The 25,760-nt window shown below is 68.0% G+C and carries 25 protein-coding genes; 13 read left to right on the top strand and 12 right to left on the bottom strand.

Features of this window, described 5'->3' with window-relative positions:
* Nucleotides 1–32 precede the first annotated feature (32 nt).
* The 3 genes from AB0M22_RS37300 (at nucleotide 33) to AB0M22_RS37290 (ending at nucleotide 1,023) form a co-directional block, all read left to right on the top strand.
* The gene (locus tag AB0M22_RS37300; protein WP_364736976.1) at nucleotides 33–455 is read left to right on the top strand and encodes a PPOX class F420-dependent oxidoreductase; all 423 of its coding nucleotides are present in this window, start codon (nucleotides 33–35) and stop codon (nucleotides 453–455) included.
* Nucleotides 456–610: 155 nt separating this feature from the next.
* Nucleotides 611–781, top strand: a complete 171-nt coding sequence (locus AB0M22_RS37295) for a hypothetical protein (protein WP_364736975.1) — start codon at nucleotides 611–613, stop codon at nucleotides 779–781.
* A complete protein-coding gene (locus AB0M22_RS37290; protein ID WP_364736974.1) occupies nucleotides 778–1,023 on the top strand; it encodes a cold shock domain-containing protein in 246 nt (81 codons plus the stop codon). Before AB0M22_RS37295 ends, AB0M22_RS37290 begins: the two co-directional genes overlap by 4 nt.
* Here the strand turns inward: AB0M22_RS37290 and AB0M22_RS37285 are convergent.
* The 6 genes from AB0M22_RS37285 to AB0M22_RS37260 are packed head-to-tail and all read right to left on the bottom strand — an operon-like array spanning nucleotide 1,003 to nucleotide 6,688.
* Nucleotides 1,003–2,208, bottom strand: coding sequence for a TetR/AcrR family transcriptional regulator (locus AB0M22_RS37285; protein WP_364736972.1), 1,206 nt, complete (start codon nucleotides 2,206–2,208; stop codon nucleotides 1,003–1,005). The two genes, AB0M22_RS37290 and AB0M22_RS37285, sit on opposite strands and share 21 nt — an antisense overlap.
* A gap of 13 nt (nucleotides 2,209–2,221) precedes the next feature.
* The gene (locus AB0M22_RS37280) at nucleotides 2,222–3,769 is read right to left on the bottom strand and encodes a long-chain-fatty-acid--CoA ligase (protein WP_364736969.1); all 1,548 of its coding nucleotides are present in this window, start codon (nucleotides 3,767–3,769) and stop codon (nucleotides 2,222–2,224) included.
* A gap of 15 nt (nucleotides 3,770–3,784) precedes the next feature.
* Complete coding sequence (locus AB0M22_RS37275) at nucleotides 3,785–4,615, bottom strand: SDR family oxidoreductase (RefSeq protein ID WP_364736967.1); 831 nt, start codon at nucleotides 4,613–4,615, stop codon at nucleotides 3,785–3,787.
* Between the two features lie 15 nt (nucleotides 4,616–4,630).
* Nucleotides 4,631–5,041 carry a MaoC/PaaZ C-terminal domain-containing protein gene (locus tag AB0M22_RS37270; protein WP_364736965.1) on the bottom strand — a complete coding sequence of 137 codons (411 nt, stop codon included), beginning with the start codon at nucleotides 5,039–5,041 and terminating at the stop codon, nucleotides 4,631–4,633.
* Complete coding sequence (locus AB0M22_RS37265; RefSeq protein ID WP_364736963.1) at nucleotides 5,038–5,496, bottom strand: MaoC family dehydratase N-terminal domain-containing protein; 459 nt, start codon at nucleotides 5,494–5,496, stop codon at nucleotides 5,038–5,040. The genes AB0M22_RS37270 and AB0M22_RS37265 overlap by 4 nt, the downstream gene beginning before the upstream one ends.
* A gap of 4 nt (nucleotides 5,497–5,500) precedes the next feature.
* Nucleotides 5,501–6,688, bottom strand: a complete 1,188-nt coding sequence (locus tag AB0M22_RS37260) for a lipid-transfer protein (protein WP_364736961.1) — start codon at nucleotides 6,686–6,688, stop codon at nucleotides 5,501–5,503.
* 704 nt (nucleotides 6,689–7,392) lie between these two features.
* On the opposite strand from AB0M22_RS37260, the gene AB0M22_RS37255 reads away from it, so the two are divergent.
* Complete coding sequence (locus AB0M22_RS37255; RefSeq protein ID WP_364736959.1) at nucleotides 7,393–8,703, top strand: acyl-CoA desaturase; 1,311 nt, start codon at nucleotides 7,393–7,395, stop codon at nucleotides 8,701–8,703.
* A 6-nt stretch (nucleotides 8,704–8,709) separates the two neighbouring features.
* Here AB0M22_RS37255 and glpK (AB0M22_RS37250) read toward each other — a convergent pair whose 3' ends face one another.
* On the bottom strand, nucleotides 8,710–10,233 hold the full coding sequence (gene glpK / locus AB0M22_RS37250; RefSeq protein ID WP_364736957.1) for a glycerol kinase GlpK: 1,524 nt from the start codon (nucleotides 10,231–10,233) through the stop codon (nucleotides 8,710–8,712).
* Nucleotides 10,234–10,263: 30 nt separating this feature from the next.
* On the bottom strand, nucleotides 10,264–11,028 hold the full coding sequence (locus AB0M22_RS37245; RefSeq protein WP_364736955.1) for an IclR family transcriptional regulator: 765 nt from the start codon (nucleotides 11,026–11,028) through the stop codon (nucleotides 10,264–10,266).
* A 254-nt stretch (nucleotides 11,029–11,282) separates the two neighbouring features.
* Here AB0M22_RS37245 and AB0M22_RS37240 point away from each other — a divergent pair, with 254 nt between their 5' ends.
* The 5 genes from AB0M22_RS37240 to AB0M22_RS37220 all read left to right on the top strand — a co-directional run bounded on the left by AB0M22_RS37240 (nucleotide 11,283) and on the right by AB0M22_RS37220 (nucleotide 17,407).
* Entirely contained in the window at nucleotides 11,283–12,095 is an 813-nt protein-coding gene (locus AB0M22_RS37240; RefSeq protein ID WP_364736953.1) for an MIP/aquaporin family protein, read from the top strand.
* Nucleotides 12,096–12,135: 40 nt separating this feature from the next.
* Nucleotides 12,136–13,656, top strand: coding sequence for a glycerol kinase GlpK (gene glpK / locus AB0M22_RS37235; protein ID WP_364736951.1), 1,521 nt, complete (start codon nucleotides 12,136–12,138; stop codon nucleotides 13,654–13,656).
* A 38-nt stretch (nucleotides 13,657–13,694) separates the two neighbouring features.
* On the top strand, nucleotides 13,695–15,374 hold the full coding sequence (gene glpD / locus AB0M22_RS37230; RefSeq protein WP_364736950.1) for a glycerol-3-phosphate dehydrogenase: 1,680 nt from the start codon (nucleotides 13,695–13,697) through the stop codon (nucleotides 15,372–15,374).
* Nucleotides 15,375–15,484: 110 nt separating this feature from the next.
* On the top strand, nucleotides 15,485–16,135 hold the full coding sequence (locus AB0M22_RS37225) for a class I SAM-dependent methyltransferase (protein WP_364736948.1): 651 nt from the start codon (nucleotides 15,485–15,487) through the stop codon (nucleotides 16,133–16,135).
* Nucleotides 16,136–16,258: 123 nt separating this feature from the next.
* On the top strand, nucleotides 16,259–17,407 hold the full coding sequence (locus AB0M22_RS37220) for a serine hydrolase domain-containing protein (RefSeq protein WP_364736946.1): 1,149 nt from the start codon (nucleotides 16,259–16,261) through the stop codon (nucleotides 17,405–17,407).
* Here the strand turns inward: AB0M22_RS37220 and AB0M22_RS37215 are convergent.
* Complete coding sequence (locus AB0M22_RS37215; protein WP_364736944.1) at nucleotides 17,404–18,156, bottom strand: GNAT family N-acetyltransferase; 753 nt, start codon at nucleotides 18,154–18,156, stop codon at nucleotides 17,404–17,406. The genes AB0M22_RS37220 and AB0M22_RS37215 overlap by 4 nt on opposite strands.
* A 129-nt stretch (nucleotides 18,157–18,285) precedes the next feature.
* On the opposite strand from AB0M22_RS37215, the gene AB0M22_RS37210 reads away from it, so the two are divergent.
* On the top strand, nucleotides 18,286–18,996 hold the full coding sequence (locus AB0M22_RS37210) for a M24 family metallopeptidase (protein WP_364736942.1): 711 nt from the start codon (nucleotides 18,286–18,288) through the stop codon (nucleotides 18,994–18,996).
* 4 nt (nucleotides 18,997–19,000) lie between these two features.
* On the opposite strand, the gene AB0M22_RS37205 is transcribed toward AB0M22_RS37210, so the two are convergent.
* Together AB0M22_RS37205 and AB0M22_RS37200 are read right to left on the bottom strand one after the other, a co-directional pair.
* A complete protein-coding gene (locus tag AB0M22_RS37205) occupies nucleotides 19,001–19,447 on the bottom strand; it encodes an SRPBCC family protein (RefSeq protein ID WP_364736940.1) in 447 nt (148 codons plus the stop codon).
* 72 nt (nucleotides 19,448–19,519) lie between these two features.
* Nucleotides 19,520–20,485: a ketopantoate reductase family protein gene (locus AB0M22_RS37200; RefSeq protein WP_364736938.1), complete on the bottom strand. Its 966-nt coding sequence runs from the start codon at nucleotides 20,483–20,485 to the stop codon at nucleotides 19,520–19,522.
* A gap of 161 nt (nucleotides 20,486–20,646) precedes the next feature.
* Here AB0M22_RS37200 and AB0M22_RS37195 point away from each other — a divergent pair, with 161 nt between their 5' ends.
* Nucleotides 20,647–22,254: an FMN-binding glutamate synthase family protein gene (locus AB0M22_RS37195; protein WP_364736935.1), complete on the top strand. Its 1,608-nt coding sequence runs from the start codon at nucleotides 20,647–20,649 to the stop codon at nucleotides 22,252–22,254.
* A 4-nt stretch (nucleotides 22,255–22,258) separates the two neighbouring features.
* On the opposite strand, the gene AB0M22_RS37190 is transcribed toward AB0M22_RS37195, so the two are convergent.
* A complete protein-coding gene (locus AB0M22_RS37190; protein WP_364736933.1) occupies nucleotides 22,259–22,798 on the bottom strand; it encodes a nuclear transport factor 2 family protein in 540 nt (179 codons plus the stop codon).
* A gap of 290 nt (nucleotides 22,799–23,088) precedes the next feature.
* Here AB0M22_RS37190 and AB0M22_RS37185 point away from each other — a divergent pair, with 290 nt between their 5' ends.
* A complete protein-coding gene (locus AB0M22_RS37185) occupies nucleotides 23,089–24,303 on the top strand; it encodes an Ig-like domain-containing protein (RefSeq protein WP_364736931.1) in 1,215 nt (404 codons plus the stop codon).
* Between the two features lie 62 nt (nucleotides 24,304–24,365).
* The gene (locus AB0M22_RS37180; protein WP_364736929.1) at nucleotides 24,366–25,757 is read left to right on the top strand and encodes a pyridoxal-dependent decarboxylase; all 1,392 of its coding nucleotides are present in this window, start codon (nucleotides 24,366–24,368) and stop codon (nucleotides 25,755–25,757) included.
* The last annotated feature ends 3 nt before the right edge of the window (nucleotides 25,758–25,760 follow it).

The raw sequence follows: 25,760 nt of genomic DNA, 5'->3' as shown, positions 1-25,760 counted from the left end.
ATGAAAGCCCGGACCCGGTGTTAGTACAAGGCATGAAACTCGACGACGATGCTCGCGCGCTGATCGGCGCCGGTGCGGACGCCACGCTGGTCACGATCAACCCGGACGGCAGCCCGCAGGTGAGCGTGGTGTGGGTGGCGCTGCAATCGGGCCCGGACGGCGACGAGCTCGTCACCGCCCACCTGGGCGAATACAAGAAGGTGCGCAATGTCCGCCGGGACGGCCGGGTCGCGGTGACGATCCTGTCCGCCGAGCGCGGCGAGGTCATGCGCCCGTACCTCTCGGTCACCGGCACCGCCCGGATCGTCGAGGGCGGCGCTCCGGAACTCCTCACCGAACTGGCCAAAACCCTGGCCAGCCCGGACGCGGGCTTCCCGCCGGCCGACGCGCCGCCAGGACTGCTGACCCGCATCCGCATCGACAAGGTCGGCGGCATCGGCCCCTGGGCGGGCTGAAGCGAGGCGCAACGAAGTGTGACGTTGTACCGGACGGACCGGGAAGTCAGGACGAATACTCGTTCGGCTGCTTACAGTTTCGATAACGCCGTTGCGGGCACCCGAGTTGCGCGGGGTGCCCGCGCTAGGTTTCGACCCTGAGGAGATCGTCCGTCGTGGTCCGTCCAGACAAGATCAGACCGTCCCAGCAAGCAGCAACCAACACCACCGCCCGCTCCGGCCCCGCCGTCGTGTGGCCCGATCCGAGCCCACTGGCCGCCTGGTGGCAGCAGGTGATGGAACCCGGAACCGGCGAGTTCCCGGCGGCGCTCGAGGCGATGTCATGAGCGAGGGCGAGGCCTGGGTGCAAGGCACCGTTCGCTGGTTCGACACCGCGAAGGGCTTCGGGTTCCTGGAATCCGAGGGTTACCCGGACGGCGTCTTCGTCGAATACTCCTGCATCGACTCCCCCGGTTTCAAGACACTCACCCCGGGTCAGCCGGTCACGTTCATCGGCGAACTGCGCCCGCGCGGCGTCGAGGCCGTCGCGGTGCGCCCGCTGGCGCTGTTATCCACTGCCGCCGCGTAATCCGGACAGGCCGAGCACCTCGGCGCCGATCGCCGCCGACGCGGACACGAGGTCGGGGAACGCGCGCAGGTGCGAGGTCAGCGCGAGATGGCTCAGCATCGATTGGGCGGCTTGGACTCGCATGCGAGCCGGGATCGGGTCCCAATCGGGATGCAGCTTGCGCAGCAGGTGCACCCATTCGGCGATGTAGGCGCGTTGCGCCGCCTTCGCTCGGTGATGGTCCGCGTCGGGCAGGTGCCGCGCCTCCGAGACGAGCGTCTGCATGAGGTGCGGATTCTCGAACACGAACGCGCCGTAACCCGCGAGCAGCCGTTCGAGTCCGTCCCGCGGGTCGGTGGCCTGCGCGAGCGCGCGGTTCAGGTCGATGCGCAGCCATTCGTCACCGCGGACGATGGCCGCCATCAGGATGTCCACCTTCCCGGGGAAGTGGTTGTAGAGGCTCGGCCCGGCAATGCCTACGGCGGCGCCGATTTCGTCCATGCTGACGCTGACGAAGCCGCGTTCGGCGAAGAGGGTGGTCGCCTCGGTGAGGATCGCCTCGCGCCGTGAACGCGCGGCGAGGGGCGCCTGCGGGACGCGCCGATTCCGCCGCTCGCCCAGCGTCGGTTTCGGCGCGGCGAGCACCGCGGCGATCAATTCGCTGAGCAGCGTGGTGAATTCGGGCTCGGGCAGCGAAAGGCTTTGGAACGAAACGCTGTTCGCGACCGCCAACGCGGCCCAGGACAGCAGGTCGGCCGCCGCCGGATCCAGTTCGGGACGGCGCGCGGCGATGATCTCGGCCAGGCGGGCGCCGATCTGCCTGGCCTGGATGCGGAACGCGGCCCGATCCTCGTCGGACAGGTGCCGGGCTTCGCGCCGCCACAGCACCCCGACATCGCGGCCGGCCAGCACGGTCGCGGCCAGTGTGCGCGCGAGGTCGTCGGGTTCGCGCGCGGCCGATTCGACCGCGGCGGCGAACACGGTCAGCGCCTCCTCGACCACCGTCGCCAGCAGGCTCTGCTTGCCGCGGAAATGCCGGTACAGCGCGGACGGGCCGATGGCGACCGCCTCGGCGACCTCGCCCATGCCCACGTTCCCGTATCCGTTGCGGCAGAACAACTCCGTGGCCGCCGCGACGATCAGTGCACGCCGGTTCGCCGGCCTGGTGCCACGGGCCGGACGGACCAGGTCCGGCCCGTTCACCATTCGATGTCGCCCCTCAGGAAACTTGACTGTCGCTGGGATCCCAGTATTTCTTGCGCAGTTCGCGCTTGAGGATCTTACCGGCGCCGGAGATCGGCAACGCGTCGGTGAACTCCACCGTGCGCGGGGCCTTGTATCCGGCGATCAGCTCTTTGCAGTGCGCGCGCAGCTCCGCCTCGGTGGCTTGCGCGCCGGGCAGCAACACCACGACGGCGTGCACCCGCTCGCCCCATTCGTCGTCCGGCACGCCGATCACCGCGCACGACGCCACCGCGGCGTGCGCCGCGAGGGCGTTCTCCACCTCGGCGGAGTACACGTTCTCCCCGCCGGTGATGATCATGTCCTTGATCCGGTCGACGATGAAGACGTAGCCGTTCTCGTCCATCCGGCCGCCGTCGCCGGTGTGCATCCAGCCGCCGCGCACGGCAACGGCGGTGTCCTCCGGCCGATTCCAGTAGCCGAGCATGACGTTGTCGCCGCGGACGACGACCTCGCCGACCTCGCCGCGCGGCACCTCGTTGTCGTCCGGGTCGACGATGCGGACCTCGACGTGCGGCGTGGCGCGGCCGGCCGAACGCCGCAGCGCCGGGTTGTCGTGATCGGACGGCGAGAGCAGCGTGGCCACCGGCGCCAGCTCGGTCATGCCGTACGCCTGCGTGAATCCCGCTGTGGGAAAAGCCTTTCGGGCCCGCCCGAGAACCGCCTCGGCGATCGGCGAGGCGCCGTAGGTCACCGTCTCGACGGTCCCGAGATCGAAATCCACCACCGCCGGATCGTCGACCAGCATTTGAATCATGGTGGGCACCAACAGCACATTGGTGACACCGTGCTCGCTGATCGCGCGCAGCACGCCCGCGGGCGTGAACATCGGCACGATGACGTGGGTGCAGTTGACCAGGTTGCCCGCGGTCATCATGGCGATATCCGCGAGATGGAACATCGGCGCCGCGTGCAGCACGGTGCCGCCGAGGCTGACGAATTCGCCGCCCGCCGTGCTGCCCAGCGCGGAGAGGATCATGTTGTCGTGGCTGAGCATCACGCCTTTGGGACGCCCGGTGGTGCCGCCGGTGTAGAAGACGCCGGCCAGGGTGTCGCCGCCGGTCCTGGTGTCCTCGACCGGCTCGTGCTCGGCGACCAGCGTCTCGTAGTGCAGCACGTCGGCCGGCGGTTCGCCGTCACCGCAGAAGATCACCGAGGTCAACTCCGGAAACTCTTGCCGCAGTACCGGAATCATGGCGGCGAACGCGTCGTCGACGAGCAGCACCCTGGTGTCGGATTCGCGCAGCGAGTACCCGATCTCCGCCGGACTCCAGCGAATGTTCACCGGGTTGACCGCCGCCCCGATCCACGGCACCGCGTACAGATATTCGTAGTAGCGATCGGAATTCAGCGCCAGCATGCCGACCCGATCACCCGGCCGGACCCCGAGCGCGACCAGCGCGCCGGCGAAACGCGCTATGCGATCGGCGGATTCGGCGATGGTGCGCACCCGGTCGCCGTAGATCGTCAGCGGGCGATCCGGATTCTGTTGCAGATTGCGGTGCAGGGATTGGGTCAGGTACATGGCGGTCCCTCGGTCCTAGATGTTGAAGCCGCCGCCACAGACGAGAGTCTGCGCGCTGACGTAGTCGGACTCGGGCAGGCACAGCAGATACACCGCGCCGGCGGCCTCGGCCGGCGTGCCGCCGCGGCCGAGCGGGATCATCTGCTCCATCGCGGCCAGCAGGTTCGGGTTCACCCCGACCTTGATCTCCTTGCCCTGCACGTCGATCGTGCCGCCGGTGCCCGCGGGCGCCTCGGTGAGCCGGGTCTTGATCAGGCCGAACGCGACCGCGTTCACGGTGACGTTGTAGCGGCCCCACTCCTTGGCCAGCGCCTTGGTCAGGCCGAGCACGCCCGCCTTGCCGGAGGAGTAATTCGCCTGTCCCGCATTGCCTCCGGTGCCCGCCATCGAGGAGATGTTGACCACCTTGCGGCACGGCACCGGCTCGCCGGCCGCCTTGGCCTGCTTGACCGCCGCCGCGATCACCGGCTGCGCGGCCCGCAGGATCCGGAACGGCGCCTTGAGGTGCACGTCGAGAATGGCATCCCACTGCTCGTCGGTCATCTTCTGGATGACCGAGTCCCAGGTGTAACCGGCGTTGTTGACGATGATGTCCAGCCCGCCGAACTCGTCGACGGCGGTCTGCACGAAGCGCTCGGCGAAGCCCTCCTCGGTGACACTGCCGACACACGAAACCGCCTGTCCGCCCGCGGCTTCGACGGCGGCGATCGTCGCCTTGGCCGGTTCGGCGTCCAGATCGTTCACCACGACCTTCGCGCCCTCACTCGCCAGCTTCAGCACGATCTCGCGGCCGATGCCGCGGCCCGAGCCGGAGACGATAGCGACCTTGCCATCCAGAGTTCCCATGTGCTGCAAATCCTTTCAGAGCGCGACGACGGCGTCGCCGGTGAGTGTGACGGTGCCGTCGGCGAGGGTGACGGCGAGTTCGAGGGTGGCCCGGCGTTCGCCGTCCACGGTGTCGATCGAGACGACCTTGCCGGTCGCGGTGGGCTCGGCGTGCACCGGCGTGATGGCCGCGAAGCGCACCCGATAGCTGCGGATCGACTGCGGGTCAACCCAATCGGTGAGCAGCCGGCCGAGGTAGGCCATCGACAGCATGCCGTGCGCGAAGACGTCGGGCAGCCCGGCGGACTTCGCCACATCCAGGTCGATGTGGATCGGGTTGTGATCGCCGGACGCACCGGCGAACAACGCCAACGTGGTCCGGGAGATCGGCCGCACCCGCAGCGGCGCCAATTCCGTGCCGAGGTCGACGGTGGCGAGGTCGGTCATTTCGCTGCCTCCGGGTTGCGCACGACGATCACGGATTTCAGCTCGGCGACCAGGGTGCCGTCGGCGCGGGTGACGGTGGAGGTCTTCTCGATGAACTCCAGCGCGCCGCCCTTCTTGGTGTAGACGTTGCCGATGGTCGGCGTCGAGGTGAGCACGTCACCCGCCACCGCGGTGGCGTGATAGGTGAACGACTGCTCGCCGTGCAGCACCCGGCGCAGGTCGATGCCGAGGTCGGCCAGCCAGCTGAACGAATCGGGGTTGTCCAGCTCGATGCCGAACAAAAACGTCGGCGGCACTGGAAGATTCGCGTACCCGGCGGCCTTCGCCGCGTCGAGGTCGGTGAAGATCGGGTTCCGCTCGCCGATCGCCTGGGCGAAGAAACGCAGCCGTCCGGCCTCCACGGTCAGGGTGCTCGGCGGCAACGGTGTGCCGATTACGCTCTGGTCCAAGGGCATTCGATCAGTTCACCTTCTCGTACAGGGTCACCACGGCCGCGCCGCCGAGCCCGATGTTGTGCTGCAACGCGAGCTTCAGGTCGTCGGCGACCTGACGTCCCTCCGCCTGCCCGCGCAGCTGCCAGACCAATTCGGCGCACTGCGCGAGCCCGGTCGCGCCGAGCGGATGCCCCTTGGACAGCAGCCCGCCGGACGGATTCGTGACAACCCGGCCGCCGTAGGTGTTGTCGCCGTCGTTGACGAATTTCTCCGCCGTGCCCTCCGGGGTGAGCCCGAGCGCCTCGTAGGTGAGCAGTTCGTTGGCGGTGAAGCAGTCGTGCAGCTCGACCACCCGGATGTCCTCGGGCGAGACGCCGGCGGCGTCGTAAACCTGTTGGGCCGCAGCCTTGGACATGTCGTAGCCGACGATCTTCGTCATGTCCTTCTCGGCGAAGGTGGACGGGAAGTCGGTGGTCATCGCCTGCGCCCGGATCACGATCGACGGGTCGATCCCGTTGGCCCTGGCGAAGTCCTCGCTGACGATGACCGCCGCGGCCGCGCCACAGGTGGGCGGGCAGCATTGCAGCCGGGTGAGCGGGCCGTAGATATGCGGGGAGGCAAGCACTTCGGCGACCGTGACCGGATCCTTGAACACCGCGAACGGATTGTTGGCCGCATGCCTGCGCGACTTCACCGAGATCTTGGCGAAGGTCTCCGGCGCCGTGCCGTACTTTTCCGCGTACTGCCGCCCGGCCCCGCCGAACATCTGTGCCGCGAACGGGGATTCGTCGCGCTCCTGGATCTCGTCCATCACCTCGTCGAAGCGCGCGAACGGACTCGGCCGGTCGGCGTAACCGCGGGCCAGCGCGCCGCGCTGCATCTGCTCGAAGCCGACGGCGAGAACCGCTTCGGCGGCACCGGATTCCACCGCCTGGCGGGCGAGGAACAGGGCCGACGATCCGGTCGAGCAGTTGTTGTTGACGTTGATCACCGGGATGCCGGTCTGCCCGAGCCCGTAGATCACCGCCTGCCCGCAGGTCGAATCGCCATAGACGTAGCCGGCGTAGGCCTGCTGGATCTGGGCGTAGTCGACGTCGGCATCGAGGAGCGCGGCCCGCGCCGCTCTCGTGCCCATGACGTCATAGGTCTGGCTCCGGCTCGGCGTGGTGAACGGAATCATTCCCACACCGGCGACGACGGCGCGTCTGCTCATGTCGTTCCCATCAACGGTGACTAGCGGATATTCACTTATTGAACATCATGCGGCTCACACCTGGAAGAGCAATCGACAAAGACGCTGGTCAGTGACCTGCATTACGCTATGGCTGATTCACTTAACCGTTCGAGGGACCCCCGGAAACGACTCGAGCCCCCGCATCTCGTCGAGAGATGCGGGGGCTCGGGTCATGTCCGGCGTCAGGCGTGCGGCGGATTGACCTCCCCGACAGCAGACCCGGAGCCATCTTCGGCTCTACTGAATACCGGCTGATGATGTACGTCACTGCTCTCGGCAGGCGTATACACCTGAATGGGAATGGTGTCATGGCTGAACAGCCCGGACCCTTGCCCGCTTTCCTGACTCATTCGTCGAGCCTCCTCCGATCGGCCGCGAATAGCCAATCCCCTCTATTCAACCCCTTCGGCTCGCGGAACCGCGAACGATCGGCGTGGCAAGGGGATGTCGCCGGGTTCCGGCGCGCGTATCCGGCGCGGTCATGTCCCGTTGTACTGGCGTCCGCCTGCTGTTGCCGTGGCGGTGTCCGCGGCGCTGGTACCGTCGAGGCAAGAATCATCGTCGGCCATTTCTTCGGCCGATCATCGAGCTCGGTTCACCTGAGCAACGCCGATCACGACACGCGTCGGCGGCCTGACCGGGCTTTCCTGCGCCTGCGCAGCCGATCCATCCGAAGAGGACCAATGGCTATCACCGACATTGCCGTGTACACGCACCTGAGCAAGGAAGACATCGAGGCGCTCGGCAGCGAGCTCGACGCGATCCATCGCGACGTCAGCGAGTCGCTCGGCGGGCGCGACGCCGCCTATATCCGGCGCACCATTCGATTCCAGCGCGCGCTCGACATCGCGGCCCGGCTGCTGATCGCGGTGAATCGGAACAAGGCGACCTGGTTGCTCGGCACGGCGGCGCTGGCCGCGGCGAAGTGCGTCGAGAACATGGAGATCGGGCACAACGTCTCGCACGGCCAATGGGATTGGATGAACGACCCGGAGATCCACTCCAGCACCTGGGAATGGGACATGGTCGGGCTGTCTTCCCAGTGGCGGTACTCGCACAACTTCCGCCACCACGTCTACACCAATGTCATCGACATGGACGACGACATCGGCTTCGGCGTGATGCGGGTGACCAGGGACCAGGAGTGGAACCGGAGCCATCTGCTGCAACCACTGCAAAACCTGTTGCTGGCCACCACCTTCGAGTGGGGCATCGGCCTGCACGGCCTCTACGCGGACCGCGACCGGTCCGAGTCGAAGGCCGAAAAGACCGCGGTGACAAAGGCTTTCCTGAAGAAGATCTCCCGCCAGGCGATCAAGGACTACGTGCTGTTCCCCGCGCTGAGCGGAAAGCGCTGGCGCCGCGCCCTGACCGCGAACCTCACCGCCAACGTCGTGCGCAACGCCTGGACCTACGTGGTCATCTTCTGCGGCCACTTCCCCGACGGCGCGGAGAAGTTCACCCCCGCCGCGCTCGAGGACGAGACGAAGTCCGAGTGGTACCTGCGCCAGATGCTCGGCACCGCGAACTTCGACGCGGGCCCGACCCTCGCCTTCGCCAGCGGAAACCTCTGCTACCAGATCGAACACCACCTGTTCCCGGATCTGCCGAGCAACCGCTACGCCGAGATCGCCGTCCGGGTGCGCGCCCTGTGCGACAAGTACGACCTGCCCTACACCAGCGGAACCCTGCTGCGGCAGTACCTGCTCACCATGCGCACCATCCACAAGCTCGCGGTCCCCGACCGCTTCCTGATCGCCACCGCCGACGACGCGCCGGAGACCGCCTCGGAGCGCAAGTTCCAGAACGGCGCGACCCTCGCCGTCTCCGAAATCACCGGCGCGGCAGAGGGTTTGCGCACCGCACTGCACAACGGACGGCTGCGCCTCGAGCTGGAGGCCGGGCTCAAGGGCGGCCGGTTGCGCCGGACCGCGCAGCGAGTGCGTTCGAATATCGAAGGCTCGCTGCGCAGGCCGGTCGTCACCAGCGGATAGTCGGCGTCAGGCGCCCGCCGGATGGCGCTTCGAACGCTTCCAGCCGAAGGTCAATTGCACTGCGCGCTGCCAGTTCTCGTATTCGTCCGCGCGGTGCACCGGGTCCATCTGCGGACGCCACTGGGCGGCCAGTCGCCAGTTGTTGCGCAGGCCCTCCAGGTCGGGCCAGTAGCCGACCGCCAGGCCGGCCGCGTAAGCCGCACCGAGGGATACTGTTTCGGCGTTGAACGGGCGCATGACGGGGACGTCGAGCACGTCGGCGACGATCTGCATGAGCAGGTTGTCGGAGGTCATGCCGCCGTCGACGCGCAGGGCGCGGGCCTGTAAACCGGAGTCCGCGTTCATGGCGTCGACCACCTCACGGGTCTGCCACGCGGTGGCCTCCAGGACCGCACGGGCGAGGTGGCCCTTGGTGATATACGACGTCAGGCCGACGATGAGGCCGCGGGCGTCGCTGCGCCAGTGCGGCGCGTACAGCCCGGAGAAGGCGGGCACGATGTAGCAGCCGCCGTTGTCTTGCACTGTGCGCGCGAGGGTTTCGATCTCCGGCGCGCTGGCGACCAGGCCGATGTTGTCGCGCACCCACTGCACCAGCGAGCCGGTGACCGCGATCGGGCCCTCCAGCGCGTACACCGGCTGCTCGTCGCCGATCTGATAGCCGATGGTGGTGAGCAGGCCGTGCGAGGACTGCACCAGCTCGCGGCCGGTGTTCATCATGAGGAAGCCGCCGGTGCCGTAGGTGCACTTGGTTTCCCCACGCGCGAAACAGGTTTGGCCGAACAGCGCGGCGTGCTGATCGCCGAGCGCGGCGGCGATCGGGATGCCCGGCACGACGCGGCGAGTGGTGCCGTAGGACGCGGTCGAGGGCTGGATGCGCGGCAGCATCGCCGCGGGGATGCCGAAGAAGCTCAGCAGTTCCTCGTCCCAGGCGAGCGTGGCCAGGTTCATCAGCAGCGTGCGGCTGGCATTGGTGACATCGGTGAGGTGCAGGCCGCCGTCCACTCCGCCGGTCAGGTTCCAGATCAGCCAGGTCTCCATGGTGCCGAACAGCACCTCCCCGCGTTCGGCCCGATCACGCAGGCCCGCAATGTTATCCAGCAGCCAGCGCAGCCGCGGCGCGGCGAAGTAGGTGGCCAGCGGCAACCCGGACAACTCCCGGATATGTTGCGCGCCAGGCTTTTCCTCGAACTCGCGGACCAGATCCTCGCTGCGGGTGTCCTGCCAGACGATGGCTCGCCGGATCGGCGTGCCGGTGCGCCGATCCCACACCACCGTGGTCTCGCGCTGATTCGCAATGCCAAGGGCCGCAATCTGATCGGCGGTGATGCCGGCGTCGCGCAGCGCCTGCGGCACGATCCGGTCGACGTTGCGCCAGATCTCCATCGCGTCCTGTTCGACCCAGCCGGGCCGCGGATAATGCTGCTGATGCTCGCGCTGCGCGACCGCGACCAGGCGTGCGCGCTGATCGAACAGGATGCACCTGGTGGAGGTGGTGCCCTGATCGATGGCGAGCACGAACCGCTGCGTCATCCGCGTCCTTTCTGAGGTGAAACGGTGTGGTCAGTGTCCGGCGCCGAGATCGCGCGAGACCGCGTGCGCGGCGTCGCGCACGAGGGTGATCAACGCGGGGCGGTGCCGTAATTGCGGGTCGCAGAGCCGGTCGACCGGTCCGCTGATGCCGATCGCGCCCACCACGAGTCCGCCGTGCGCCCGGATCGGCGCGGCGATGCCCGCCTCGCCCGGCCGGAACTCCTCGGTGTCCCCCGCCCAGCCGGCCTGCCGGACCGCGGCGAGGGCTCGATTGAGCGCGACGCGGTCGACGATGGTGCGGCGGGTGAGTGAGGGCAGGTCGCTCCCGCGCACGGCGGCCGCGAGTTCCGCGTCGAAGGCGAGCAGCACCTTGCCGAGCGCGGTCGCGTGCGGGGGTAAGAGTTCGCCCAGCTCCAGGGCCTGTTCGGTGTTGTCCGGACGGAATACGTGATGCACGACGACTACCGCGCCGTCGACCGGCGCGCCGATGCGGACCGCCTCGCCGGTGCGGGCGGCCAGCGCGTCGGCCCAGTTGATCGCGCGCGAACGCAGCTCGTTGGCATCCAGATAGCTGGTGCCGAGATGCAGCAGCGCCGCGCCGAGTTGGTACTTGCCGGTGGCCGAATCCTGCTCGACGAACCCGACGCCCTGCAAGGTGCGCAGGATGCCGTGCGCGGTGGGTTTGGCCAGGTCGAGCGCGCCGGCGATCTCGCCGACGCCGAGGCGGCCCGCGCCGCGGGCGAGCAGCCGCAGAATGGCCGCCGCTCGTTCGATCGATTGGATCGGACCGGGCATGAACCGAAACCTAACCTCTCGGTTCGACAATGTCGAACACCTAGTAAACGGAGAGCAACACACCCGACGCGCCGGTGTGACGTGCGTCATGTCGACCCCCTCGGGCGCCCGACAGTAGCGGCAGCGGTCACCCACAGCCAGCCCAACCGTTCAGCATTGTCGAACGTGTCCTATGTGCCCCGTTTGAATCCCGTCGTAACGTCGAGGTCCGCAAGGTCGCGACCGCGGCCGGCAGGGCGAACGGAGACTCAACGGTGAACTTCGGCTCGATCTTCCTGAGTGAAGCACTCGGCACGGGAATGCTGGTGCTACTCGGTGTCGGCGTAGTCGCGAATGTGTTGCTGACCAAATCCAAGGGATTCGACGGCGGCTGGCTACTGATCAATTTCGGGTGGGGCCTCGGCGTGCTCGCCGGCGTATATGTCGCCTATAAAACGGGCGGCCACCTCAATCCCGCGTACACGATCGGCGTGCTGTTCAGCGGCGCGGACGAGTACACCCCCGGCGTCGAGATCACCGTCGCCACCACCCTCGCTTATATCCTCGGCCAGCTGGTCGGCGCGTTCGTCGGCGCGAATCTCGCCTACGTCGCCTACAAGCGGCACTTCGACGAGGAGACCGACGCGGAGAAGAAGCTCGGCGTGTTCGCCACCGGTCCGGCGATCCGCGGCCTGTCCTGGAACTTCGCCACCGAGGTGGTCGCCACCTTCGCCCTCGTCCTGGTGCTGCTGGCCATGGGCCACACCGCGACCGGGCTCGGCCCGCTCGCCGCAGCGTTGCTGGTCGTCGGCATCGGCGCCTCGCTCGGCGGGCCAACCGGTTACGCCATCAACCCGGCCCGCGATCTCGGGCCGCGCTTGGCGCACGCGCTGCTGCCGGTGCACAAGACCACGGCGGTGCGGGAGCCCGCGACCGTCGGCGCCCGCTCGGCCGAGCCGCTCGCCGATCCCGGCCCGGCGCAGGTGCCCGCGGGCAAGAACTCCGACTGGGGATACGCCTGGGTGCCGATCGCCGGTCCCCTGCTCGGCGGCGTGCTGGCCGGGTTGGCCGCACAGGTCCTTTTCTGAATCTCATTCTCTCTCAATAGTTTTCTTCGAAAGGACCACGATGAGCCAGTACGTCGGCGCCATCGACCAGGGCACCACCAGCACGCGCTTCATGGTGTTCGATCACAGCGGCAACGAGGTCGCCCGCCACCAGCTCGAGCATCAGCAGATCCTGCCGCAGGCGGGCTGGGTGGAGCACGATCCGACCGAGATCTGGGAGCGCACCCGCGCGGTCATCCAGAGCACCCTCACCAAGGCCGATCTCCAGGCGAGTGACCTGGCCGCGGTCGGCGTCACCAACCAGCGCGAAACCACGGTGGTGTGGAACCGCAACACCGGACGCCCCTACTGCAACGCCATCGTCTGGCAGGACACCCGCACCGACCGCATCGCCGCCGAACTGGAGCGCGCCGGCCACGGCGACACCATCCGGCACAAGGCCGGATTGCCCCCGGCCACTTACTTTTCCGGCGGCAAGCTGCGCTGGATCCTGGACAACGTGGCCGGCGTCGCGGAGGCGGCCGAGCGCGGCGAGGCGATCTTCGGCACCACCGACAGCTGGCTGCTGTGGAACCTGACCGGCGGCGTGGACGGCGGGGTGCACGTCACCGACCCGACCAACGCCAGCCGCACCATGCTGATGGATCTGGAGACGCTGGACTGGGACGACGAACTGTTGTCCATCTTCGGCATTCCGCGGTCCATGCTGCCGGCCATCGCGCCGTCGTCGAACCCGGAGCTGTTCGGAAAGACCAGGGCCGACGGGCCTTTCGGCGGTGAGGTGCCGCTCTCGGGCGTGCTCGGCGATCAGCAGGCGGCCACGGTCGGGCAGGTGTGCTTCCGGCCCGGCGAGGCGAAGAACACCTACGGCACCGGAAACTTCTTGCTGCTCAACACCGGTGAGGAGATCGTGCGGTCGCAGCACGGGCTGCTCACCACGGTCGCCTATCAGCTCGGCGACGCCAAGCCGGTGTACGCGCTGGAAGGTTCGATCGCGGTGACCGGCTCGGCGGTGCAGTGGCTGCGCGATCAGCTGGGCATCATTTCCGGTGCGTCGCAAAGCGAATCGCTGGCCAGGCAGGTCGAGGACAACGGGGGCGTGTACTTCGTGCCCGCGTTCTCCGGCCTGTTCGCGCCGTACTGGCGCTCCGACGCGCGTGGCGCGATCGTCGGGCTGTCCCGGTTCAGCACCAACGCCCATCTGGCGCGGGCGACGCTGGAATCCATTTGCTACCAGACCCGCGACGTCGTCGAGGCAATGCAGGCCGACTCCGGGGTGCCGCTGGATGTGCTGCGGGTGGACGGCGGCGTCACCGCCAACGAGCTGTGCATGCAGATCCAGGCCGACTTCCTCGGCGTGCCGGTGTCGCGGCCGGTGGTCGCCGAGACCACCGCGCTCGGCGCCGCCTACGCGGCCGGGCTGGCGGTCGGATTCTGGAGCAGCACTGACGAACTCGTGCAGAACTGGCACGAGGACAAGCGCTGGAACCCCACCTGGTCCGAGGAGCAGCGCGAACGCGGCTATGCCCGCTGGCAGAAGGCCGTGTCGCGCACCCTCGACTGGATAGACGTAGACGACTGAGTCGCCGACGCGAATATCACTGAAACAAGGAGAGATTCATGTCTGCACGACTAGACCCCACCTACCGCGCCGAGGCAATCGACGCCCTGGGTGACGAAGAGATCGATGTGCTGGTGATCGGTGGCGGCGTGGTCGGCGCCGGCGCCGCACTGGATGCCGCTTCACGCGGGCTGAGCGTCACCCTGGTGGAAGCCAGGGACTTCGCGGCGGGCACGTCCAGCCGCTCCAGCAAGCTCATCCACGGCGGGCTGCGCTACCTCGAGCAGCTCGACTTCTGGCTGGTGCGTGAGGCTTTGAAGGAACGCGGCCTGCTGCTGAACAAGCTGGCGCCGCACCTGGTGCGCCCGGTGTCGTTCCTGCTGCCGCTGCAGCATCGGGTGTGGGAGCGCGCGTACATCGGTGCGGGCGTTGCCCTGTACGACACGATCGGTGGGGCACGGGCGCTGCCGATGCACCGGCACCTGTCCCGCACGCGCGCACTGGAATTGGCGCCCGCGCTGCGCGAGGACTCGATGACCGGAGCCATCCGCTACTTCGACGCACAGGTCGACGACGCGCGGCACACCATGACGATCGCCCGCACCGCGGCCCAGCACGGCGCGACCGTGCTGACCCGCACCAAGGTGACCGGGCTGCTGCGCGACGGCGACCGGGTCGTCGGGGCGCACGTCACCGATCTGGAGACCGGGTGCGAGTACACCGTGCGCGCCCGCCGGGTGATCAGCGCGACCGGCGTGTGGACCGACGAGATGAACCGGATGACCGGCGTCGAATTCCCGTTCCACGTGCGCACTTCCAAGGGCGTGCACATCCTGGTGCCGCGCGAGCGGCTGGACCTGGACACCGGGCTGATCATGCGCACCGAGAAGAGCGTGCTGTTCGTCATCCCGTGGCACCAGCACTGGATCATCGGCACCACGGACACGGATTGGTCGCTGGACAAGGATCATCCGGCCGCGAGCAACGCCGACGTGCAGTACATCCTCGATCACGTCAACGCCGTGCTGCGTGAGCCGCTGACCCGGGACGACATCGTCGGCACCTACGCCGGGCTGCGGCCGCTGGTGTCCGGCGCGTCCAGTGATACCGCGAAGCTGTCGCGGGAACACGCTGTGGCGGAACCGGTTCCGGGTCTGTTCGTGATCGCCGGCGGCAAGTACACCACCTACCGGGTGATGGCCGCCGACGTGGTGGACGCCGCGGTGCAGGGTCTTGGTCGCGCGGTCGCGCCGTCGGTGACCGACAAGCTGCCGCTGCTCGGTGCGGTCGGCTACCAGGAGATGGCCGCCGATCTGGACAGCGTCGCGCAGCGCGCCGGGCTGTCGCCGGCGACCGTCGAGCACCTGCTCGGCCGGTACGGCTCCGCCGTGCACGACCTGTTCGAGCTGATCGCCGAGGATCCCACGCTGGCCCAGCCGCTCGCGGGCGCCGAGGAATACCTCGCCGCCGAGATCGTCTACGCGGTAACCCACGAGGGCGCACTGCATCTCGACGACGTGCTCACCCGCCGCACCCGCATCTCCATCGAGGCCTCGGACCGCGGCCTGCTCGCCGCCCCCGAGGTGGCCATGCTGATCGGCGCCCGCCTCGGCTGGGACGCCGCCGACGCCGAACGCGAACTCACCCGCTACCGCGATCGCGTCGAAGCCGAACTGGCCGCCAACCAGGCCGCCGACGACGAGGCCGCAAACGCCGCCCGCCTGGTCGCCGTCGCCTGATCCACGTCCGCGGCGAGCTCGAACCGTCGAGCTCGCCGCTATGGCTCGCGGAGGGTAGCCAGGTGCAGCGTGGTTGACCTCAACCTCGGTTCAGGGTGGACGATCGGGGGATGACGAGATCAGCTGAGTTCTGGGATTCCGCTTATGACAACGATGTTGCGCCGTGGGTGATCGGTGAGCCGCAGCCTGCGATCGTCGCGTTGGAGCGCGACGGTTGGATACGGGGGCGGGTGCTCGATCCTGGTTCCGGTGCGGGTGAGCACACGATTCTGCTGACGAAGCTCGGATACGACGTGCTCGGTATCGATCTTTCCTCCAGCGCGGTCGGGTTCGCGCGCGGAAACGCTGCCGCGCAAGGGGTTCCGGGAGCGAGGTTCGAGGTCGCCGATGCGATCGCGTTCGGTGCCGGCGAGGATGCGCCGACCTTCGACACGATCGTGGACAGTGCGCTGTTCCACGTCTTCGGGACCGAACCCGAGCCGCGGGCGGCCTACGTGCGCAGCCTGCACGCGCTCTGCAAGCCGGGCGGGCTGGTCAATATCCTGGCGCTCTCCGATGCCGGGCCCGGTTTCGGGCCGCAGATCAGTGACTCGGTGATTCGCGAATCATTCGCCGACGGTTGGGAATTGGAGGATATCCAGTCCACCCACTATCGCGGCAGGGTCACCGCCGCGGCCCTCGAACAGAATCCGGACCTCGGCGTCCCCGAGGGTGATTCCATCGACGTCATCGCGTGGCTGGCGCGCATCCGCCGCGTCTAGCACCGGTTCGGCCGCGTCCGGTACCTGGGTATCGCAAGGCGGAGTATCGGTTTGGCTCTCCGGGGTGAGGTGCGTCCGGTCAGAGCTTCCTAGCATAAGTCCTGCCAACTGTGGGAGGACGAAATGCGCAGGTACATCGGTATTCTCGGCGCTGTTTGCGCCACCGCCGCGCTGACGCTGTCCGCGTGCGGGACCGCGGATCACCCGGACACCGCGGCCGCGCCGAGCTATGCCGAGGTGCGAAACATTCTGCAACGGTTGACCACTGCCGACGGCGCACCGGGCGTCTTGATCGAGGTGCGCGACGCCACCGGCCGGACCGTGCTGACCAGCGGTGTCGCGAACCTCGAAACCCGGGCGCCGATGGTGGCGGACAGCCGGTTCCGCATCGGCAGCATGGCCAAGATGTTCGTGGCCACCGTGGTGCTGCAACTCGCGGGTGAGCATCGGGTGGCCCTCGATGCGCCGGTCGAGCAGTACCTGCCCGGCCTGATCCGCGATGGCGGGCAGGGTGTCAGGGTGCGGCAGTTGCTCCAGCACACCGCTGGGCTGCCCGATTACCTGGACTATCTGTCCGTCGAGCAGGTACTGAAAGATCCACTCGCGCACCATGATCCATTGGAACTGGCGAACCTCGCACTGGCCCAGCCGCTGTCGTTCCCACCGGGAACCGGCTGGGCGTACTCCAACACCGACTACCTGCTGGCCGGCCTGCTCATCGAGAAGGTCACCGGCCGGCCGTACGCGGAGGCGATCGACCAGCGCATCATCCGACCGCTCGGCCTGCACGACACCTTCGTTCCCGGGGACGAATCGAGCATCCAGGGCAATCACCCACGGGGCTACTACCGCAAGGGCAGCTCCGATCCGGTGGATGTCTCCGAGTTCAATCCGTCGGTCGCGGGCGCGGCAGGCGGGATGATCTCCAGCGCAACAGATTTGAACCAGTTCCTGGATGCCCTGCTGAACGGTCGCCTCCTGGGCCAACCCGAACTCCAGGCGATGATGACGACCCGGCCGACCGGCAATTCGTTCGACGACGCCTACGGGCTGGGTCTACAGAGCACACCGCTGCCTTGCGGTGGCCTGTACTGGGGGCACGACGGCGGCATCCCCGGCTTCCAGACCATGGGCGTGACCACGACCGACGGCCGCAGCGCCACCGTGATGGCCAACCTCTACCCCGGCGCGAGCGAGGCACAGGACGCGGACATCCGCGCCGTCCTCACCGCGGCGCTGTGCACGACCGCCGCCGCGAAACCCGGTGCCTAAGCGTCCATTCCGCCGTGCCCGTCCGGGGTCGACTCGTCGGTTTCGAGTTCGGCCCCCTGCGGATGCTCGTCGGCGTGCGTCGGCTTCGAATGCTCTTCCGCGAAATCCGGCTCCTGCTGTTGCACTTCGGCCGTCGTCCGATCCTTCTCCGGTCCACTCATGCCGCCCGGATACCCGCTCTCGATCCGGGCATGCAGATGCATGTCGTGCCAGCCGTCGGCGTGCAGCGCCGCGCTGCGCATGGTCCCTTCCAGCGCGAAGCCCAGCTTGGCGGCCACCCGGCAGGACGGCCGGTTCGCCACCGAGTGGGAGAGCTGGAGTCGATGGAACCCGACCGCGAACGCCCAGTTCGTCATCGCGACGACGGCACGCGGCGTTACGGCTCGGCCGCGGGCGGCAGGCATAGTCCAGTAGGCGACCTCGGCCACACCGCCGGCCAGCTCCAGGTTCTTCAACGCGGCGCGGCCGACCAGCCGCCCGGTCTCGAGGTCGGCGACCGCCCAGTTGGCGGCGGTGCCCGCACTCCATGTCTCCGCCCACCGCTCGAGCCAGTCACACACCTCGGCAACCGAGCCCGCGCTGCGGACGTGCCAGCGCTGAATCGCGGGATCGCTGTATGCCTCGAATACCGCGGGCGCGTCATCTGCCGTCCACGGTCGCAACAGCAACCCGTCGCCGGTGGCGATTTCCGGCTGCGCGGACTGAGTGAACCGCTCGGCCGCGACCAAGTCGTCGGTCAACACTGGCATGCGTCGATTCTTCCCGCCCGCGCCGCACGCGACGCAAGAAACGTGCTCATGATTCGACGATCGCGCGGGGTCCTCGCGTGTGCGGAGCGACTACTGGTCATGCGCCCGAAATGATCTAGTGTCGGGGTTATGGAGACGCTGGATGTGGTCGAGGCCGAGCGGGTTTCCGCGCTGCTGGCGGCGGAGGCAAAAGCGGTCGCGTTGTTCGACGAGGTGATCGCGCGCGGGATCATCGCGCCAGGCAAGTACGAATCGGCGGTCAGCGACGAGGTGCGCGACCTCGCCGACGAGATGTTCGGCACCCGGCGGTTCTGGCACAAGCGGATCGTGCGATCGGGGATCAACACCCTCGAGCCGTACGACGCGAAGCCGCCGGACCGGGTCATCGGCGCGGACGACATCTGCTTCCTGGACTTCGGGCCGATCTTCGCCGAATGGGAGGCCGACTTCGGCCGCACCTACGTGCTCGGCGACGATCCGGCCAAGCTGAAGTTGCGCGACGCACTGGAACCGTTCTGGGAACAGGGCCGGGCCTACTTCGAGGCGCAGCCCGACATCACCGGCGAACAGCTCTACGCCTGGGTCGGCGAGCAGGCGAAGGAGCAGGGCTGGGAGCTGACCGCGAAGATCGCCGGGCACCTGGTGGGCGAGTTCCCGCACAAGCAGATCTCCGGCACCGCGGTGACCTCCTACGTCGCGGCGGGCTCGACCCCGCCGATGCGACGCCTCGATCCCAAGGGCCGGATCTGCCATTGGATCCTGGAGATCCACCTGGTCGATCGCGCGAACAACATCGGCGGATTCTTCGAGCAGCTGCTCGACATCCGGCCGGCCGAGTAGTCGCTCAGCGCTCCGCGGCGGCGGCGATGTCGTCGAGGTCGCGGCGGAGCATCCGGCGGGTCGGGCCCTCGAGCAGCTTGCCGATGAGCGCCGCCACCCGGCCGACCTTGCCGTGCGGTTTCCCTTCGAAACCCATTGCCAGCAGGGTGTTGTCGCCCTTGGCGGTGAGCGTGAAGATCGATCGGTAGTGGGTGCCGTGCGAATCGGCTTCCGTGGTGTAGGACTGGCCGGGCACGATGGCCGTCACGGACATCGTCTCGGTGGCGGACTTGCCGAGCATGACCCGGGTCTCCCGCCAGCTGGTGCCGACCTCGAAGCCGGTTCCGCCAGCAACGCGTTCGAGCTGGGTGATACCCCGGATGACCTCGGCGGTACGGTCGAGATCGGTGATCACCGACCAGACTCGTTCCGGCGGGGCAGCGATCTCGCGGGTAACCGTGATCATCGACATAACGCGCCTCCTTCGACCGCCGACACCGGCCGCATTCGGCCGAACTAACGGCAAGTTCTATCACAGCACGGGCTATCCGATCGCCGCGAGCAGGTCGTTCGCGGGGAGCGAGCCGGGCGCTCGGCCTTCCCGAGCGAAGGCGTTGGCCAGTCGATGGATGCGCTCGTTCACCGGGGTCGGGACGCCGTGCAGGCGGCCGAGGAGCACGATTTCGCCGTTGAGGTAGTCGGTTTCGATGGTGCCGGTGCCGCGGGCCAGGCTCTGCCAGGACGAACTGCCGGACCGGCGCGCGCGGTCGACCTGCAAGATGTCACCGCGCCGCGCTTGGTCTTCCGCCGACGAGACGAACGGGATGCCCGCCGCGTCAAGGACTTTCCGCCCCTCGGCCTGGGCGAGTTCGAGCAGCTCGGCGACGCCGTCGCCCGGCTGCACCGTCGCATCGATCGCGTTGCCGAGGTTCATCAGCAGCTTGTGGTACTTCCAGCGCATGACGTCGGCCCGCGGCTCGGAATGGCAGCCCGCCGAACGGAACGCCGCCGCAATGGATTCCGCTGTCTCGTCCACGTCCGCGGGGTATCGGCCGATGTCGAGGATGGCGGGCACCGGCCACGCGTACGGCTCGACGACGCCCGGCTCCAGGTGTGTGCTCGGGAACATCACGCAGACGCCGTACACGTTCGGGAACAGGCGCAATGCGGCGCGTTCGTTGGCGACGCCGTTCTGCACGCAGACGATCGGCGTCGCCGGATCGACCACCGCCGCCAGGTCCCGCAGTGCCGCTTCGGTATTCATGCTCTTCATCGCCAGCAGCACCACATCGCCGGGCGCGCTGTCGAGTTCGGCCGGACTCGGCACGGCCTCGATCGACAACGCCTCGGCACCGTCGCCGGTCACCAGGCGAAGGCCGTTCGACCGGATCGCGTCCAGATGCGGCCCGCGCGCGATGAGCACGACCTCGTGTCCCGCCCGGTGCAGCAGCCCGCCGAGGCTGCCGCCGACCGCACCCGCCCCGTACACAATGAACCGCTTCGTCGCCATGCCCCGAGCCTGCCATTGCGGGCCCGATGCCGCCCATTCAGCCGGCCGCGACCCACTCGACCTGCTCGCGGTCGCCCGCTCGCGCGGCCAGGATCAGTAGGATCGGTTCCGCTGTCGGGTGGGGTTCCACCCCAGGTCGCATTCGCTCAGAAGGATGGCCGATGCTGCGTTTCTTCCTGTTCGGCGCGCTGGTTCCGCTGGTGCTGATCGTCGGCTTCGCCGCCGTGATCGGCGGCTGGGCCTGGTCGGTCGTGCTGGTCCTGCTCGGCGCCCTGCTACTGCTCGGCGTCTACGACCTGCTCCAGCGCAAGCACTCGTTGCTGCGGAACTATCCGCTGATCGGGCATCTGCGCTATCTGCTCGAGGAGATCCGGCCGGAGATCCAGCAGTACTTCGTCGAGCGCAATTTCGACGGCCGCCCCTACGACCGCGAGATCCGCTCGACGATCTACGAGCGCGCCAAGGGAATTCACGGCGAGCAGTCCTTCGGCACCGAACGCGACCTCAACGAGATCGGCAGCGAATATCTGGTGCATTCCATCGCGCCGGTGCCCGAACCCGCGGAGCCGCCGCGGGTCGTGGTCGGCGGGCCGGATTGCACCAAGCCCTACGCGATGTCGCTGATGAACGTCTCGGCGATGAGCTTCGGCGCGCTGTCCGCCAACGCCATCCGCGCCTTGAATCGCGGTGCGGCTCTTGGTGGTTTCGCGCACGACACCGGCGAAGGCGGACTCACCTCCTATCACCTCGACGGCGGCGGCGACCTGATCTGGGAGCTGGGCTCGGGCTACTTCGGCGCCCGCACCGAGGCAGGCGAATTCGACCCGGCGCGGTTCGCGGACAAGGCCGCCGACGACCGGGTGAAGGCAATCTCGTTGAAGCTCAGTCAAGGTGCGAAACCGGGCATCGGCGGCGTGCTGCCCGCGGCGAAGGTGACCGCGGAGATCGCCGGCTTCCGCGGCGTGCCCGCGCACGTGAAATGCGTGAGCCCACCGATGCATTCGGCCTTCTCGACGCCGCGGGAGATGATCGAGTTCATCGCGCGCCTGCGCGAACTGTCCGGCGGCAAACCGGTCGGCTTCAAGCTCTGCGTCGGCTCCCGGATCGATGTGCTCGCGTTCTGCAAAGCGATGGTGGCCGAGGGGATCACGCCGGACTTCATCACCGTCGACGGCGCCGAGGGCGGAACCGCCGCCGCGCCACTGGAATACGAGGACCATGTCGGCCTGCCGCTCACCGACGGGTTGATGACCGTGCACAACGCGCTGGTCGGCACCGGGTTGCGCGACCGGATCAAGCTGGGCGCCAGCGGAAAGGTCGCCACCGCAAGCGATATCGTCATCCGGCTGATCCAGGGCGCGGACTTCACCAACTCCGCGCGGGCCATGATGATGGCGGTCGGCTGTATTCAGGCCATGGTCTGCCACACCAACAAGTGCCCGGTCGGCGTGGCCACACAGGACCCCAAGCGCGCCCGCGCGCTGGACGTGGCCGACAAGAGCCTGCGGGTCCAGCGCTACCACCAGGCGGTCGTCGAGCAGGCCGTCGGGCTGATGTCCACCCTCGGCGTCCAGCATCCGGCCGATCTCACCCCGCATATGCTGCGTAAACGGGTTTCCGCCACCACCGTTCGCTCCTACGCCGAACTCTACGAATGGCTCACCCCTGGCCAACTGCTCGCCGACACCCCCGAGTCCTGGCTCGAGGACTGGAATTACGCCTCGGCCGACTCGTTCCGGATCAACGCGCCGCATCCCGCCGCACGGTGAGTCGTCAGGCGACCTCGGTCGCGCAATCGCGGTGCGCGGCAACGCCATAGCCGGGCACGTTTATGCCGGGCACGTCCGCGCCCAGCGCGATGACCTGGTTCAACGTGTTGTGATGCTGCTGCACCTCGGCGATCTGGCCATCCTGGAACCGGATCTCGCTGAGAAATGTTGCGTGGTAATGACGTTGACTCTCCAGCGCGGTGAAGTCGCCCTCGATGTTGGCGAACCAGGAATGCGGCGCGGCGAACGGGCGAACGGCGATCCGGCACAGGCTGCCCGGCTGCCACAGCTCGGTGCTCCACCAGAGCATGCTCTCGCCCAGCTCCGCGCGGCCCTGGATGGTGTCCGGCAGACCGGGCAGCTGCCACGGCGCGTGGAACCGCACATCGGTGGTGACCAGGTCCAGGATCTGCTCGTGGTCCTGAAGGAAGAGCAGTTCGTAGAAGCGTTCGATCGCGGCGCGTTCGACAGCCGCGTCGGGTAGTCCGACGGATCCGTTGCTCCGGGCGCCGATACGTCTCCGGTCCTGCGGAGCGGTTGTCATGCTGATCATCACAAGCCTTCCCATCGTGCCGGGCGATCACTCGAAGATGAGTCAGCAAATCATGAGCAAACATGAGCCGTCAACGAGTATCCGGTAGATCCGCTGTGGCGCTCGCCACTGGTCCTCGGCGACGAAGCCGCCCAGCAGTTGGCGATCCGGTTTCGACCAGGCCCCGACAACTGACGGGCCGCCACCGGCGAAAGCACACTCTCGCGGGCCGGTAAACTGCTGAGCGGGATAGTAAGTCGAGGGTGCGCAGCGGGAAGCGCACGGCGAACACAGGAGAAATCATGTCGAGTCGCCGCTTCCGATCCAGTGTTGCCGGGATAGTCATCCTGGTAACAGCACTGGTGGTTGCCGGTTGTTCAGCGTCGGAGTCGAAGAAGCCGGGATCGGCCGACCCCGCGCCTCCCGCCATCTCCATCACCCCGGCGTCGGGCGCGAAAGATGTCGATCCGAAAACCCCGGTCCAGGTGACCGCGGGCGACGGCGTGCTGACCTCGGTCACCATGACCAACGAGAAGGGCAAGCCCATCGAGGGCATCTTCACGCCGGACAAGACGGCGTGGAAGCCCACCGAACCGGTCGGCTACGGCCACTCGTACACGATCACCGCCGAGGGGCTGACCATCACCGGCCGTAGCGGCCCGCTGACCTCGACGTTCTCCACGCTGACGCCGAACAACCAGACCAAGGTCTACTTCGAGACCACCGGCGGCGGGCTGCTCGACGGCGGCACCTTCGGCGTGGGCGCGGTGATCGCCGCGCACTTCGACGAGGACGTCCCGGATCGCGCGCTCGCCGAGAAGCGGCTCAAGGTCACCACGACCCCGCAGGTGGAGGGCTCCTGGTACTGGCTCGACGACCAGCACGTGCACTGGCGGCCGAAGGAGTACTACCCGTCCGGCACGAAGGTCTCGGTCGAGGCCAATATCTACGCGGTCGACCTCGGCGGCGGCCTGTACGGCCAGGAGGACACCAAGGCGTCGTTCACCATCGGCGCCTCGCACGTCTCCATCGCCGACGACAACAACAAGCAGGTCCAGGTCTTCGAGAACGGCAAGATGATCCGTTCCATGCCGACCTCGATGGGCATGGGCGGCAGCGAGAACGTCGGCGGCAAGACCATCACCTTCTGGACCCAGCCGGGCGTCTACACGGTGATGAGCAAGGCCAACCCGGTGATCATGGACTCCTCCACCTTCGGCCTGCCGGTCAACTCCCGGCTCGGCTACAAGGAAACCATCAACTGGGCGACCCGGATCAGCACCGACGGCATCTACCTGCACGAACTGGCGTCCACGGTGTGGGCGCAGGGCAACACCAACACCTCGCACGGCTGCCTGAACCTGAGCCCGGAGAACGCGCGGTGGTTCTACGACTTCGCCGTGCCCGGCGATGTGGTCGAGGTCCGCAACACCGGTGGCGCGCCGCTCGACGTCTGGCAGAACGGCGACTGGGGCCTGCCGTGGGACCAGTGGCAGGCCGGCAGCGCGCTGAAGTAGCAAGGCCAGCGTCTTCGGACTGGCTCCGGACAAAACGGGTGGGTCACTCGTAGCGTCGGGGTGTGGACGAAAACCTGGCCAACGACCTCGCCGAGCTACCCGCACTGCTGGACGCGGTGCGGGAGTCGGCGACCGACATGCTGACCGGCATCGAGACTCGGCCGGTCGCGCGGGCGCCGAAAGCGGTGGGGGCCGAGGAGCTTCCGGAACGCGGCGTCGGCCTGCGTGCGGCGCTCACGCGGTTCCGGGAGCGGTGGGAGCCGCAGTTCTCCGGGAGCGCGGGGCCGCGCTACTTCGGCTTCGTCACCGGCGGCGCCACGCCGGCGTCGGTCGCGGGCGACTGGCTGACCGGGGTGCTCGATCAGAACGCGATGTCGGGCGAGGATTCCGCGGCGGTCGAGCTGGAACACCAGACGGTGCGCTGGATCGGGCGGATGTTCGGGCTGGACGAGCACACCGGTGCGTTCGTCAGCGGGGCGACCATGTCGAACTTCGTCGGCCTCGCGATCGCGCGGGAGTGGCTCGGTGAGCAGCTGGGGATTTCGGTGGCGCAGGCCGGAGTCGGTGCGCTCGGGGCGGTGCGGGTGCTGTCGGGAACGCCGCATTCCAGCATCGTGAAGTCGTTGTCCATGCTCGGCATCGGCCGGGACAGTGTGCGATTGGTGCCGACCCTGCCCGGACGGGAGGCGATCGATGTGGATCGGCTTGCCGAGGCCCTCGCAGCGCTGGATGGCCGGCCGGCGATCGTGGTCGCCAATGCGGGCACGGTGAACACCGTCGACTTCGACGATCTGCGCGCGATTGCCGCACTGCGGCAACGGTATCCGTTCTGGCTGCACGTCGACGGCGCGTTCGGTGCGTTCGCGGCGCTGACGCCGGAGCATGCCGCGCTGGTCGATGGTCTCGGCCAGGCGGATTCGGTGTGCGTCGATCTGCACAAGTGGTTGAACGTGCCCTACGACGCGGCGGTGCAGTTCACCCGGCATCGGGATCTGCAATTGCGGGTCTTCCTGAATTCCGCCGCCTATCTGACCGCCCCCAGTGACACACCGGATTTCGGGCATCTGGTCCCGGAGAACTCACGACGGTTGCGCGCGCTCACCGCGTGGTTCTCGCTGACCGCGTATGGGCGCGACGGTCACCGAGACATCGTGCAGCGCAATATCGCCAGTGCAAACAGCCTGGCCGAACAGCTCACCGCGAGTGGTCTGCTCCGGCTCGTCGCTCCGGTCCGGCTCAACGTCGTCTGCTTCACGCTCGCCGACCGGCCGACGTCCGAGCGGGTCGACGCGCTGGTCGACGCGATCGCGGAGACCGGTGAAACCTTCGTGACGCCAACGGTTTACGACGGTCAACCGGCGATCCGCGCCGCATTCAGCAACTGGCGGACGACCGACGCGGACGTGGACCGGGCGGCCAAGGCGATCACCGCGGCGGCACTCGCCCTGTCCTGATCG

The sequence above is a fragment of the Nocardia sp. NPDC051756 genome, assembly GCF_040681495.1.
Taxonomy (GTDB): Bacteria; Actinomycetota; Actinomycetes; order Mycobacteriales; family Mycobacteriaceae; genus Nocardia.
This window is presented reverse-complemented; position numbering and strand designations above follow the sequence as displayed.